The following is a 13,696-nucleotide window of genomic DNA, read 5'->3' as shown; positions in this document are numbered from 1 at the left end:
TTCTAAACCGGCCATTCCTCCCGCACCGGGCCGATGGTCCGGGTGGGGATGCGCACGGAGACGATGGTGCCGACGCCCTCGGTCGAACGGATTTTCAGCGCGCCGCCATGCAGCTCAGTCAGCGAGCGGGAAATGGCAAGCCCGAGGCCCGAACCCGTATGCGTCTTGGTGAACTGGTTTTCCACCTGTTCGAACGGCTGACCGATCTTCTTCAGCGCCGATTTCGGGATGCCGCAGCCCGTATCCTCGATGGTGAACACCAGCGCGCCCGACACTTTGCGCGCCCGCACCGAGATGCGTCCGCCCGTATCGGTGAATTTGACCGCATTTGACAGAAGGTTGATCAGGATCTGCTTGATCGCTCGCCGGTCGGCATTGAGCGTGACGCTGTCGGCGATCTTCGTCTCGACCTTCACGTCCTTGTTGAGCGCCTGCAGCGAGACGACGCGCACCGTCTCGTTGATCAGCGGGCAAAGGTCGATCTCCTCGCGGTCGAGCGAGAAGTGACCGGCTTCGATCTTCGACATGTCGAGAATGTCATTGATCACGTTGAGCAGGTAATTGCCGCTGGTGTGGATATCGTGCACATACTCCTCGTAGCGGTCGGAACCGAGCGGCCCGAACGTGCCGGAATGCATGATTTCGGAGAAGCCGATGATGGCGTTGAGCGGCGTGCGCAGCTCGTGCGACATGTTGGCGAGGAATTCGGATTTCGCCCGGTTGGCGGCCTCGGCGCGTTCCTTCTCCACCGCATATTTGCTGTTGAGTTCGGTGAGTTCGAGCGTGCGCTCGATTTCGGATTTGCGCGCAAGGCTGAGGTCGTGAATGGTCGCCATCAAGCGCCGCTCGCTGTCCACCAGCCGCTCCTCGTGCACCTTCAATTGGGTAATGTCCGTGCCCACGGAAACAAGCCCGCCATCCTGCGTGCGCCGTTCATTGACCTGCAGCCAGCGGCCGTCCGCCAGCTGCCGTTCGAAGGTGAGGGCGCCGGCGCGGCCATGCTCGTTGGCCATGCGCTTTTCAAACGCAACCGCACGGATGCGCGGCTCCAGTTCATCCCTGCCGATGCCGGGAAGCAGGCATTCATTGGCGAGGCCGGAATATTCGTTGAACTTGCTGTTGGACATGACGAGGCGATTGTCCGCATCCCAGAGAACGAAGGTTTCGGAAATGCTCTCGATGGCCTCGCGGATGCGCTGGTCGGCTTGCGCGGTCTGCTGGGCAAAACGGTGCTGTTCGCTGACATCGACGGCAACGCCGACGAGATGCGTATCGCCGACAGTGGCATCGGCAACCTGCGCGCGCACCCGCATCCAGACCCAGTGGCCCTCGGCGTGGCGCATGCGGAACACCCGGTCGATCTGGCTGATCTCGCCCGCCGCCACCTGGGCGGCCAGGCTGTAAAGCTTGTCGTCGTCCTCGTGTATGATGGACGAGATATCGCCGAGCGACAGGATCGCGTCATAGGCTTCATAGCCGAGCATTTCATACATGGACCGCGACCAGTAGACCCGGCCGCGCGCCATGTCCCAATCCCACAGCCCGCAGCGCCCGCGCGCAAGCGCCGTATCCACCCGCGCCTGGGTGTGCTGGTAGAGCGCATCGGCATCCTGCGCCCGGGCCGACTGGCTGAAATAGGCATAGAGGACCACCAGCATGATCGCGGCGGTTCCGGCGAAGAGCGTGACATTGACGGATATCATCCGCCGCCATTCGGCAAAGATCGCGTCAACCGGATGCATGACGAAGACGGAATAGCCGCCGCTGCCGGTCCGGCTGAAGGCGGCAAGACCCTTCGTGCCGTTCATCCGCACTTCCATCACCCCGGCGCGCTCGCCGAAGAGGAACAGCGGCTGGCCGTCGGTGACGAAGCTTTCGAGGTTCTTGTCGCGCCAGCGGTCGCCGCCATCCGACGAGGCGACGATCTTCGATTCACCCGAGGCAATGGCGATCCACATGCCATGCGGGATGAGGTCGTTGGAGCGCATTTCGGCGATGATGTTCTGCAGCTCGCCGCTGTCGAGTTTCTGGCCGGCCTTCATGCGGTTGTCGATGATGCTTGCCATGTGGCTCGCGGCCAGCGCCAGCGTGGCGCGGGCTGTCCGCTCCGTATCGTCACGCCAGGACAGGAGCGACATCGCACGGGCTGTTGCAAGGATGATGAGGAAAACAATGATCAGCGGCGGAATGGCACGGCGCAGGTAAGGCTCGGCCGCCAGCAGCTTGCCGTAGGCAGGGTCAGCGAGAAGTTTGATATGACCGGAAAGACGGGTGCGCCCCCGCGCAGTCTCCCGCTTTCCGGCATAATCCTTCCCCGTCGGCGCGCGATACGCGTCCGCATTTGCCATCGAATGGCCCCCTCAATTGCCTTTATAATCAGTGATTTGCTTCGCCACGCCGCACATCCGAAGCACCTGTAGTGAATCAAAACTGATTCGGTGTGTCCAGTCCTTTTGTTAAATATTTAGCAATCATTGTGGCAGGCATGAATCAGTTTTGCAGCCGGTTCGACTAAGCCTTTGAAAAGACTCCAAGTCCGGAAAAGGCCGGCGAGGGGTAAAACGACACCCCGGCCGGTGGATAACCGGCCGGGGCATCAAAACGGGGAGGAGGCAGCCGAATCTTGAGGCAAAACCGGTGCGAAGCCGGCTCAGGCAAGCGTCCTTTGAACGATGTCGCTGACGTCGGCGGAGAGGTCCTTGACCACGGCGATGGAGGCCAGGGCCTCACGCGCATGCTCACGCCGCACCGCCTCGAACGACCGCCAGGACCGCATGGCGGTCAGGAGCCGCGCCGCGAGCTGGGGGTTCTTCTTGTCGACGGTCAGGATCGTCTCGGCGAAGAACCTGTAGCCCTCGCCATCGGCACGGTTGAACCCGGTCTGGTTGCCGCTGGAGAAGGCGCCGATGAGGCCGCGCGTCCGGTTGGGATTGTCGAGCGAGAACAGTTTGTGGGTCATCAGATGGCGGACGCGGGCCAGGGCGCCTTCGCCCGGCTGGGTCGCCTGGACGATGAACCATTTGTCCATGACGAGGGCATCATTGCCGAAGCGGTCCTCGAACGCCTTGAGCGCACTCTTTGTCTGGCTGCTGTCGCCGAACCGCTGCACGAGCACCGCCAGCGCCGCGACGCGGTCGGTCATATTGTCCGCATGGCTGAACTGGGCCGCCGCGCGTTTCGGGCTGCCGTCGGCAGTGCTGAGATAGTCGAGCAGCACATTGCGCAGCGAACGCCGCCCGGCGCTGGCCGCATCGGGCCGGAACGGGCCGCTGTGGTCAAGATCGTCATACAGCTGATCGAATTTGGCGGCATGGGTTTCGGCAACGGCGCGAATGAATGCCTCGCGGCTGCCCAGAATGGCGTCGGGGTCGATATTGCTGCCGAGTTCCCGGGCGATATCGCTTTCCGATGGCAGGCCAAGGCACAGCGCCCGGAAGGCCTCGTCCAGATTGCTGTTGAAGGCGATTTCGCCGAGAAGCTTGATCGACGAGCTTTCAATGGTGGCGGACTTGCCGCCGCGCACGCGCTTGGCGTTGCTGGTCAGTTTCGCCGTGAGCAGCTGCGTCAGCGCCTGCCAGCGGTTGACGGCATCGCCGTCGTGCCGGGCAAGGAAGGTCAGATCGGAGCGGGTGAGTTCGCTGGTCATGGTGACCGGAGCGGAGAAGCCGCGCAAGAGCGACGGCACTGGCCGTTCGGTGATGCCGGAAAAGCTCAACCGCTCCTTGCGCTTGAACAGGTGGATGACATCGCCCTTGACCGTGCCGCCCTTGACGGATTTCGGCTTCAGCTCGCGGCCCTTGGCGCCCAGCAGGGCAAACTGCACGGGGATGTGCATGGGCTTCTTCGACGATTGTCCGGGGGTGGCCTTCAGCGATTGTTCGATCTCGATTTCAAAAGTCTGCGTCGCCTGGTCGTAATCATAGGTGACGGCAAGGTTGGGCGTACCCGCCTGATCATACCACAGGGCAAACTGGCTCAGATCCTCGCCGGAGGCATCCTCGAACACCTTGATGAAGTCTTCGATTGTCGCCGCGTCGCCGTCATGACGCTCGAAATAGAGGTCCATCCCCTTGCGGAAGAGTTCGGCGCCAAGGATGGTGCGGATCATGCGCACGACTTCCGAGCCCTTTTCATAGACGGTTGCCGTGTAGAAATTGTTGATCTCGCGGAACTGGCGCGGGCGCACGGGATGGGCGAGGGGCCCGGCATCTTCCGGGAACTGGTGGGCCTTAAGGCCCTTGACCTCGGCGATGCGCTTGACGGCGCGCGAGCGCATGTCGGCGGAAAATTCGTGGTCGCGGTAAACCGTCAGGCCTTCCTTCAGGCACAGCTGGAACCAGTCACGGCAGGTGATGCGGTTGCCCGTCCAGTTGTGGAAATATTCATGGGCGATCACCGCTTCGATGCCGGCATAGTCGATGTCGGTCGCGGTTTCGTGGTCGGCGAGCACGTATTTGTCGTTGAAGACGTTGAGCCCCTTGTTTTCCATCGCGCCCATGTTGAAGTCGGACACGGCGACGATGTTGAACACCTCGAGATCATATTCGCGGCCGAACACCTCCTCGTCCCACTTCATCGAGCGCTTGAGCGCATCCATGGCATAGAGCGCGCGCGGTTCCTTGCCGTGCTCCACATAGATGCCAAGATCGACAGGACGGCCAGAGGCGGTGGTGAAACGGTCGGTGATGACGCCGAGGTCGCCCGCCACAAGTGCAAAGAGGTAGGCAGGCTTGGGATGGGGATCGTGCCAGACGGCAAAGTGCCTTCCATCGGGAAGGGCGCCCTTTTCGCCCGGATTGCCGTTGGCCAGAAGCAGCGGCGCTTCCCCGGCATCGGCTTCGACGCGCACCGTATAGACCGACAGAAGGTCTGGACGGTCATAGTAATAGGTGATGCGGCGGAAACCCTCCGCCTCGCACTGGGTGCAGTAGACGCCGCTGGAGCGGTAGAGGCCGGTCAACTGGCGGTTGGTTGTCGGATTGACCTGCGTGGTGATCTGCAGCTTGAACGTGCCGCTCTCGGGCAGGGCACTGATTTCAAGGCGATCCGGCGTTGCGACGTAAGCATTGTCGCCCAATGCGACGCCATCGATGCTGATGTCGAGGAGTGTGAGTTCGTCACCGTCAAGGACAAGCGGTGCATCGGCGGCAACACCCGGCCGGCGTTCGATATGCAGTGTCGACCTGACGATGGTGCGCTCCGCATGGAGCGAGAATTCGAGATGGGTTTCAGGAATAAGAAAATCGGTTGGCTTGTAATCTTCAAGATGAAAGATCTGGCCGGTATCGGTACGCATTGGGAAACTGTCCTTTTTGTGGTGCCGGACCGTAACCGTGTTTGTCCCGCCGCACAACAAAGCGGCCGGCTTTTTCCGCGTATGCTGTTGCTTTTGTTCACTTCCGTATGTGCTTGAAACATGCAACGTGATCGCATTGGTATCTGGAAGGATTCTTCAAAGTAACCTATACAGATATATCAATTCTGTTTCTCTCCGTTCGCTCCCTCAAGGAAAACCAGTCGTGACAACTATCGTTCACCAGAAAGACGGTGGACCACCCCTCACGGATAAGGTGCGCAGCACCAATGTCATGCTCGGAATTGGCCTCAAGGTCGCTTCGGTCTGCGTCTTCGTCTGCATGTCCAGCCTGCTCAAGGCGTCGGATGGCATCCCCGCCGGACAGCTGGTGTTCTTCCGCTCCTTCTTCGCCATCTTTCCGGTCATCGTCTTCATCGCGTGGCAGGGCCAGTTGAACGTCGCGTTCAAGACGAATGAACCCTTCAGCCATTTCTGGCGCGGTTTTGTCGGCGTCAGCGCCATGAGCGCCAGTTTCTACGGCCTTACCAAGCTGCCGCTGCCGGAAGCGATTGCCCTCAGCTATGCCACGCCTCTGCTGACCGTATTGTGCAGCGCGGTCTTCCTGCGCGAGACGGTGCGGCTCTACCGCTGGAGCGCGGTGTTTGTCGGGCTCATCGGCGTGCTGATCATTCTCTGGCCGCGCATGACCTTCTTCACCGGCGCAAGCGAATTCGGCGGCGAAGAGGCCGTTGGTGCGCTGGCTACCCTCTGCGGGGCGGGGCTCGCGGCCATCGCCATGCTGCTGGTGCGGCGTCTGGTCCAGACCGAACGCACCCCGACCATCGTCGTTTATTTTTCGATTGCCTCAAGCGTGATCGCTCTGGTCAGTCTGCCTTTCGGCTGGGTCTGGCCCACGCCGGTGCAGGCGACATTCCTGGTCATGGCCGGGATTGCCGGCGGCGTGGCGCAAATCCTTTTGACCGAGAGCTACCGGCATGCCGACATGTCGACCATCGCGCCGTTTGAATATACGTCGATGCTGCTCGGCCTGGTCATCGGCTACATGCTGTTCGGCGATATTCCGTCCAGCGAAATGATGACGGGTGCGGTCATCGTCATCAGTGCCGGCATCTTCATTATCTATCGCGAGCGCCAGCTCGGGCTTGCCCGGGCGAGGGCGCGCAAGGCCTCGACGCCGCAGGGCTGACCTAGTCGTCCTTGGCCGTGCTGATGGCCGGGTTGAGCTGAAGGGTTTCCGGCGTCTGCGGCCTGTCCGGCGCGCGGTAGACGAAATCCGGCCGCTCGGATGGCACCTGCCGGGCCCGGCGCAGGCTGCGCCAGAAGGCGTAGGAACCATAGGCCGCATAGCAGCCCGCCATGGTCATGAAGAACCCGGCGGGGCCGGTGACATCCATCAGCCGTCCGGCAATCTGCGGGCCGATCATGCTGCCGATGCCATAGACGATCAGCAGCCCGCTCGAGACTTTGACGAATTCACTCGGCTCGGCAAAATCATTGGCATGGGCGACGTTGAGCGAATAGATCGGAAACAGCACCGTGCCGAAGGCGAACATCAGGGAATAGATGACCCAGGGGGTTACAGGCTGCACGATGATCATGGTCACGGACAACAGCACGCCGACCATACCGGCCACCACCATCACATAGCGCCGGTCGACAAAGTCGGAGATGCGCCCGATGGGATACTGGAAGATGGCGCCGCCGATCATGGCGCTGGCAATCATCGTGGCGATATCGAAGGTCGACAGGCCGATTTCGCGGCCATAGATCGCTGACAGGAAATTCCACGCGCCTGCAATGATACCGGCAATCAGCGAGCCGATCATCGCCGCGGGCGATTTGCGGTAGAGGCCGGGCAGGTCGAGCGAAACCTCGGTCAGCGGGCGCGGCGACTGGGCATTGGATAGCCCGGTTGGCACGAGGGCCGCCGCATAGATCAGCGCCCCGATCATGAACAGCGCCTGTGTCGCCGGATTGCCGAACGGCAGGATGTATTGCCCGACCAGCAGGCCGATCATCGACACGATCATGTAGATTGAAAACACCATGCCGCGCGTGGCGTTGGTCACGCGCTCGTTCAGCCAGCTTTCAATCACCATGTAGCTGCCGGCCAGCGAGAAACCGGCAAGCGCCCGGAACAGGGTCCAGGCCCAGGGATCGATGATGAGCCCATGCAGCAGCATCGACATGCTGAGCAGGGTCAAAAGAACGGCAAAAACGCGGACATGGCCGACGCGGCGCACCAGCCGCGGAACGACAATGCAGCCGCCGGTGAAGGCGAGGGCATAGCCCGTGCCAAGCCAGCCGACCGTGGTCGGCGACCAGCCTTCCATCCCGGCGCGCAACGGCAGCAGAATGCCTGCCAAACCTCCGGCGGTCAGCATCAGAAAGGTGCTGGTCAACAACGCCGTGATCGGCAAGAGCTGGCGAAACATGTGGGTACCCTGCGTTTCTGCACCGGAAAGTACAGGTTTCACCGGGCTTCAGAGCCGGAAATTACGACACTGTCATTCCAGTTTTGCGGCATGGCATATGGATTATTGCGTGAGGGCGCGCAACTGCATTTTGGCGGCAATGAAATCACGCCAGGCAAAGCGTTTCTGGGCCGAATTGCGCAGGAGATAGGCCGGATGCAGCGTCGGCATGACGGGGATGTCGATGCCCGCTGCGGTCCGATGGGTCTTCCAGTTGCCGCGCAGCCGCAAAATGCCTTCCGGCGCATGGGTCAACGCCTTGGCGGCAGGCCCGCCGAGGGCAACTAGCAGTCTGGGGGCGGCAAGTTCGATCTGCCGTTCGAAGAAGGGGCGGCAAATCTCGGTTTCCAGCGGCGTCGGCGTGCGGTTGCCCGGCGGGCGCCAGGGAATGGTATTGGCGATGTAGACGCCGGTGCGGTCAAGGCCGATGGCGGCGAGCATGCGGTCGAGCAATTGTCCGGAACGGCCAATGAATGGCACGCCTTCCAGATCCTCCTCGCGTCCGGGCGCCTCGCCGACGAACATGATGGGGGCGTGCGGATTGCCATCGGCAAACACCAGGTTCTTGGCGGTGAATTTCAGATTGCAGCCGTCGAAGGATGCGAGTTGCTCGCGTAACTGTTCAAGCGTCGTGGCGCTCGAGGCGAGCTGGCGCGCCAGCGCAATCTTGGTGTCGTCGGGAACGGAGGTCTTGTTCAAAGCCGGCGCTGCCACCGGTTGCGGTTCCGGTCGCGGCCGCTCGGCCTGCGGTGCGGCTTGGCGCGTTGCAGCAGGCGGCGGCTGAACAGGCTGGCGGGCGGGCTCCACGGCGGCAAAGCGATCGACCGGCACGTCTTCGAGCGGTGTGTCGGCACCGGCTTCGGCATAAAAGTGCAAGAGTTCACGCAGGTCGGGCAATGGCTGATCCTTGAACCCGGATTGGAGCGGGCCTTCCCTTCAAGTCGCAAATTGCGCGCGTGATTGCAAGGTCAGGTGGAGGGAATGCGCGGCTCCTGCACCAGATAAAATATGCGCTTGGGGGTAAAATCGCCAATGGGGAAATCCATCGTCACATTTGCCTTCGGGTCTACCTTGCCATCATGAAACAGCATGCGGTCATAGGGCTCGAAATCATCGTCGTAGGCGGCAAACAGATTGGAGTGAATCATCCCGGTCACGTCGCAGGGCTGGCAGAAGGAAAGCCCGTCACTATAGTCACTCGGCTCCCCCAGCAATGACTGCAATTCGAAGAAAAACTCCTGCCACGGACGGCCGCTGCCGTTGACGGCCCGGATCTGCAGATGGAACAGCAGGCCAAAACCCTTGGGCGCGAATCCTGGCTGGCCCACGCTGGCGTTGCGAATGACGAGCGTGACCGGAACGATATCATTCAGCTCTTCGGTGATGACGATCGGATCTTCGGTCGTGCCGGTGCCGGTGACCGAACGGATGCTGAACCCGCCCATTTCATCGGAAAAACTATAGGGCCCAACGGTCCATTTTTTCTGCTCTTGCGCCGCAGAATGGGTGAAAATCATCGTGGCAGCCAGAACGCTGCCCATTGTCCAGATCATCCAAAGTGATCTCATCCCGTCTCCGCTTGTTGGTTATCCCCGATCCACCAGCAGTTTTTTATGCGAGACATTTCAATTGATGCGAGTATGAACGAAATGTGTAAAGGCGCAACTGGGTCCATCTGCCTGCGGATTGCTGGTGAGCTTGTCGAAGGGCGAACCACGATCATGCACCTGAAGGACACCGGCAAATGCCTCTTGCCCGCCCTTGCTGTCACAGCCGCCATTCCGTCTCCGAACATCGGAAATTCCGTCGCATAGGCGGCCGAAATATTGACGTTTACGTCAAGGTAACTTATAAATTGTGGAAATGGTCGTAGGATGAGGGCAATTGGCCGCATCTTGAATGGATGCTAGCCTCTGTCATACGGCTATTGTTGCGTTACAAATGGGAAAAACACAGGCGAAGTGTTTGCGGGGCATAGCATTCAGGAGGACTTCATGAGCGAGACACACGAACTTCCAGAGCGGGAGAGCATGGAGTTTGATGTCGTGATTGTCGGCGGCGGCCCATCGGGCCTGTCTGCGGCGATCAGGCTCAAGCAGATCAATCCTGAACTGTCGGTCGTCGTGCTGGAAAAAGGCGGCGAGGTCGGAGCCCACATTCTCTCCGGCGCGGTCGTTGATCCCATCGGCGTTGACAAGCTGCTGCCGGGCTGGCGGGACGAGGAGGGGCACCCCTTCAAGACACCCGTGACAGCGGATCATTTTCTGGTTCTGGGACCGGCGGGCTCCGTCCGGCTGCCGAATTTTGCCATGCCGCCGCTGATGAACAATCACGGCAATTTCATTGTTTCGCTCGGCAATGTCTGCCGCTGGCTTGGCACCAAGGCCGAAGAGCTGGGCGTCGAGATTTATCCCGGATTTGCCGGTTCCGAAGTTCTCTATGACGATAGCGGCGCGGTCATCGGCGTGGCCACCGGTGACATGGGCATCGAAAAGGACGGTTCGCACGGCCCGGCCTATACGCGCGGCATGGCGCTGCTCGGCAAATACACGCTGATTGCCGAAGGCGCGCGCGGCTCGCTCGCCAAGCAGCTCATCAGCAAGTTCAAGCTCGACGAAGGCAAGGAACCGGCCAAGTTCGGCATCGGCCTGAAGGAGCTCTGGCAGATCGATCCGGCCAAGCACAAGCTGGGCCTCGTGCAACATTCCTTCGGCTGGCCGCTTGACCTGAAGACGGGCGGCGGTTCGTTCCTCTATCACCTTGAGGACAATACGGTGGCCGTCGGCTTCGTCATGCACCTCAACTACAAGAATCCCTATCTGTCGCCGTTCGAGGAATTCCAGCGCTTCAAGACGCATCCGGCCATCCGCGGCACGTTCGAGGGCGGCAAGCGCCTTGGCTATGGCGCACGGGCGATCACAGAAGGCGGCTGGCAGTCGGTGCCGAAACTGTCTTTCCCCGGCGGCGTGCTGATCGGTTGCTCGGCTGGTTTCGTCAATGTGCCGCGCATCAAGGGATCGCACAATGCCATGCTCTCGGGCATGCTGGCGGCCGAACATGCGGCCGAGGCACTGGCGGCGGGACGGGCCAATGACGAGCTGATCTCCTACGAAAACGCCTGGCGCACCAGCGAAATCGGCAAGGACCTGAAGCGCGTACGCAACGTCAAGCCGATGTGGTCGAAACTCGGCACCGTCGGCGGCGTGGTGCTTGGCGGCATCGATATGTGGCTGAACACGATTTTCGGCGGCTGGTCACCCTTTGGCACGTGGAAGCACGGCAAGTCCGACGCGGCATCGCTGGAACCGGCAGCCAGGCACAAGCCGATCGCCTATCCCAAACCCGATGGCGTCTTGACCTTCGACCGCCTGTCCTCGGTGTTTCTGTCCAACACCAACCACGAGGAAAACGAACCGGTCCACCTCATCGTCAAGGATCCGGCGCTGCAGAAATCGTCGGAACACGATGTCTTTGCCGGGCCATCGACGCGCTATTGCCCGGCGGGCGTTTATGAATGGGTCGAGGAAAGCACCGGACCGAAATTCGTGATCAACGCGCAGAACTGCGTTCACTGCAAGACCTGCGATATCAAGGACCCGAACCAGAATATCAACTGGGTGCCGCCGCAGGGCGGTGAGGGGCCGGTCTATACCAGCATGTGATGAAGAGCCCGGTTGATCCGGGCTTTTTACTGGCCCTGCAGCAGAGGCTCCGTGGCATCGCGGCCAAGCATCACAGTCTGCAAATCCGGGCCGTCATCGGCTGCCGCATCGATTGCGAACCGCAGAAGCAGCGGCAGGTGATCCGAGCCGGCCGGCCCGAGCGTTTCGACGCTCGTGCCCGATATGCGGCTTGATACGAGAATATGATCAAGCGGCAGGCCGACCCATCTGGCCGCCTTCGCCAGCGTGCCGTTGATCAGCCAGCTCGGGCGCAAGCCATCTGCCGGCATGGTTTTGCTGGCCGCGGCGATCTGGCGAACGGTTTGGCTCCACGGTGCCGCATTGAAATCACCGGCAACAATCATCGGTCCCTGCAGCCGTTCGAAATAGGGCCGCATTTCCTCGACATTATCCGGTTGCGCAAATGGCCAGGGCCAGTCCAGGTGCAGCGCGGCAACCAGTGCCGTGCGTCCGCCGAAATCAATCCGTGCGAGGCCGGCAAGGGCGTTGCCGATGCATTGCGGCGTCGTGCCCAGCGCAAAGGGGCGGCGGGAGAGGATCGCCACGCCGCCGATGCGTTTGCTGCTGGGGCAGTAGAGATTGTAGGGATACCGCGCTTCGATCGCCGCAAGCTTCGCCCGCCAGCTGTCCGAAACCTCCTGCAGGGTGATGACGTCGGGGCTCTGCTGCGCAATCAGACGGATAGCCTGCGTCTGGTCGGCATTGTCGAAGCGAAGATTCAACTGCAGCAGCGTGTATTGCGGCTGGCTGGATGGCGCCGCGGCTGACGGCGTTCCCGCTGATGCGGGTGCGGGAGCAGGGGCCAGCACGGTCGACAGGGCCATGACCGCCAGAATGATGGTCATCAGACCCTCCCGCCACAACCCCATGAAAAGGGCCGGCAGTGCCGTGAGGATCATGAGCGCGGCGAGGTGCATGCGGAAGTGCGCAAAGGCATCGAAAACTGGATGCACGGCACCGAAAAATCCAAGCACCAGCGGCACCGACAGCAGGACCGGTACAAGCACGGCCGCGAGCTTTATCCAGGATGATTTTGTCGTTGTGGTCATGGTCACGCTTTAAACGGTCAATTGCGACGCAATCAAGATGCCGAATGCCGGATCGCATTCTCCGCTCCTTCCGTGACGGACCATCACCGCAACTCTCACATGCACACCGCCTTCAAACTTCAACCCTGCATTCGTTGCTGTTTGTGCGGGATTTGCGAAGTTGCGGATTGAGTGATCCTGAGTTTGAGAGTGAAGCAGCATGCACTGAGCCAGCCGGTGCATCGAGAAGATGGGCCTCTCGACCATGGCAATGGCCTTGCTCTCAAAACTGGAGGTGAAGCAATGTGGTATAGACCGCTTGTTATCACTCTGGAAATGAAAAGAACCCGGAGCAGTTGGACACTGACCCTCCGGGTTCGATTCATTATCTAGAAAACGGAGGTGGGTGAAAGCCCATCTCCACTCCAGAAGAATACGGTATTCTGGCCCAAATTCCAAGCCGATTTTCCGTCGATGATCCGCCTATCACTTCAAAACAGCCTGCTGCAACAACCGTGAAATGCAGAGCTTCTCAGCGCTCAACCCTGCATTCGTTGCTGTTTTCGTGGAATTTGCAAAGGTGCCTGTCACGCAGGCATTTGAGAGTGAAGCAGCATGCACCGAGCCAGCCGGTGCATCGGGAGGATGGGCCACCCGACCATGGCAATGGCCTTGCTCTCAAAACTGGAGGTGACGCGATGTGGTATCTGCCGCTGAGCATCACGCTGGAAATGAAAAAAACCCGGAGCAGCTGGTCACTGATCCTCCGGGTTCATTTCATATCCTAGAAAAAGGAGGTGGGTGAAAGCCCATCTCCACTCCAGAAGAATACGGTATTCTGGCCCAAATTCCAAGCCGATTTTCCGTCGATGATCCGCCTATCACTTCAAAACGGCCTGCTGCAACAACCGTGAAATGCAGAGCTTCTCAGCGCTCAACCCTGTATTCGTTGCTGTTTTCGTGGAATTTGCAAAGGTGCCCGTCACGCAGGCATTTGAGAGTGAAGCAGCATGCACCGAGCCAGCCGGTGCATCGGGAGGATGGGCCACCCGACCATAGCAATGGCCTTGCTCTCAAAACTGGAGGTGACGCGATGTGGTATCTGCCGCTGAGCATCACACTGGAAGTGAAAAGAACCCGGACTAGCTGGACGCTGGTCATCCGGGTTCAATTCACGATCTAGAAAAAGGAGGT

At 60.5% G+C, this 13,696-nt stretch carries 8 protein-coding genes; 2 read left to right on the top strand and 6 right to left on the bottom strand.

What is annotated here, in order from left to right:
* Positions 1-2 precede the first annotated feature (2 nt).
* Positions 3-2,348: a PAS domain-containing sensor histidine kinase gene (locus tag C5750_RS20115; RefSeq protein WP_105736040.1), complete on the bottom strand. Its 2,346-nt coding sequence runs from the start codon at positions 2,346-2,348 to the stop codon at positions 3-5.
* 302 nt (positions 2,349-2,650) lie between these two features.
* Positions 2,651-5,296, bottom strand: coding sequence for an aminopeptidase N (gene pepN / locus C5750_RS20110; protein WP_105736038.1), 2,646 nt, complete (start codon positions 5,294-5,296; stop codon positions 2,651-2,653).
* Between the two features lie 292 nt (positions 5,297-5,588).
* On the opposite strand from pepN, the gene C5750_RS20105 reads away from it, so the two are divergent.
* On the top strand, positions 5,589-6,503 hold the full coding sequence (locus C5750_RS20105; protein ID WP_105736168.1) for a DMT family transporter: 915 nt from the start codon (positions 5,589-5,591) through the stop codon (positions 6,501-6,503).
* 1 nt (position 6,504) lies between these two features.
* Here the strand turns inward: C5750_RS20105 and C5750_RS20100 are convergent, their stop codons facing one another.
* The 3 genes from C5750_RS20100 to C5750_RS20090 form a co-directional block, all read right to left on the bottom strand.
* Entirely contained in the window at positions 6,505-7,752 is a 1,248-nt protein-coding gene (locus tag C5750_RS20100) for an MFS transporter (RefSeq protein WP_105736036.1), read from the bottom strand.
* Between the two features lie 102 nt (positions 7,753-7,854).
* Positions 7,855-8,688 (bottom strand): uracil-DNA glycosylase, encoded by an 834-nt coding sequence (locus C5750_RS20095; protein ID WP_105736034.1) that lies wholly within the window; start codon positions 8,686-8,688, stop codon positions 7,855-7,857.
* Between the two features lie 71 nt (positions 8,689-8,759).
* On the bottom strand, positions 8,760-9,359 hold the full coding sequence (locus tag C5750_RS20090) for a hypothetical protein (protein ID WP_245421174.1): 600 nt from the start codon (positions 9,357-9,359) through the stop codon (positions 8,760-8,762).
* Positions 9,360-9,785: 426 nt separating this feature from the next.
* Here C5750_RS20090 and C5750_RS20080 point away from each other — a divergent pair, with 426 nt between their 5' ends.
* Entirely contained in the window at positions 9,786-11,453 is a 1,668-nt protein-coding gene (locus tag C5750_RS20080) for an electron transfer flavoprotein-ubiquinone oxidoreductase (protein ID WP_105736030.1), read from the top strand.
* A 26-nt stretch (positions 11,454-11,479) separates the two neighbouring features.
* On the opposite strand, the gene C5750_RS20075 is transcribed toward C5750_RS20080, so the two are convergent.
* The gene (locus C5750_RS20075) at positions 11,480-12,523 is read right to left on the bottom strand and encodes an endonuclease/exonuclease/phosphatase family protein (protein ID WP_105736028.1); all 1,044 of its coding nucleotides are present in this window, start codon (positions 12,521-12,523) and stop codon (positions 11,480-11,482) included.
* Positions 12,524-13,696 lie beyond the last annotated feature (1,173 nt).

Origin of the sequence: Phyllobacterium myrsinacearum (genome assembly GCF_002980555.1) — a bacterium.
Lineage (GTDB): Bacteria > Pseudomonadota > Alphaproteobacteria > Rhizobiales > Rhizobiaceae > Phyllobacterium > Phyllobacterium myrsinacearum.
This window is presented reverse-complemented; position numbering and strand designations above follow the sequence as displayed.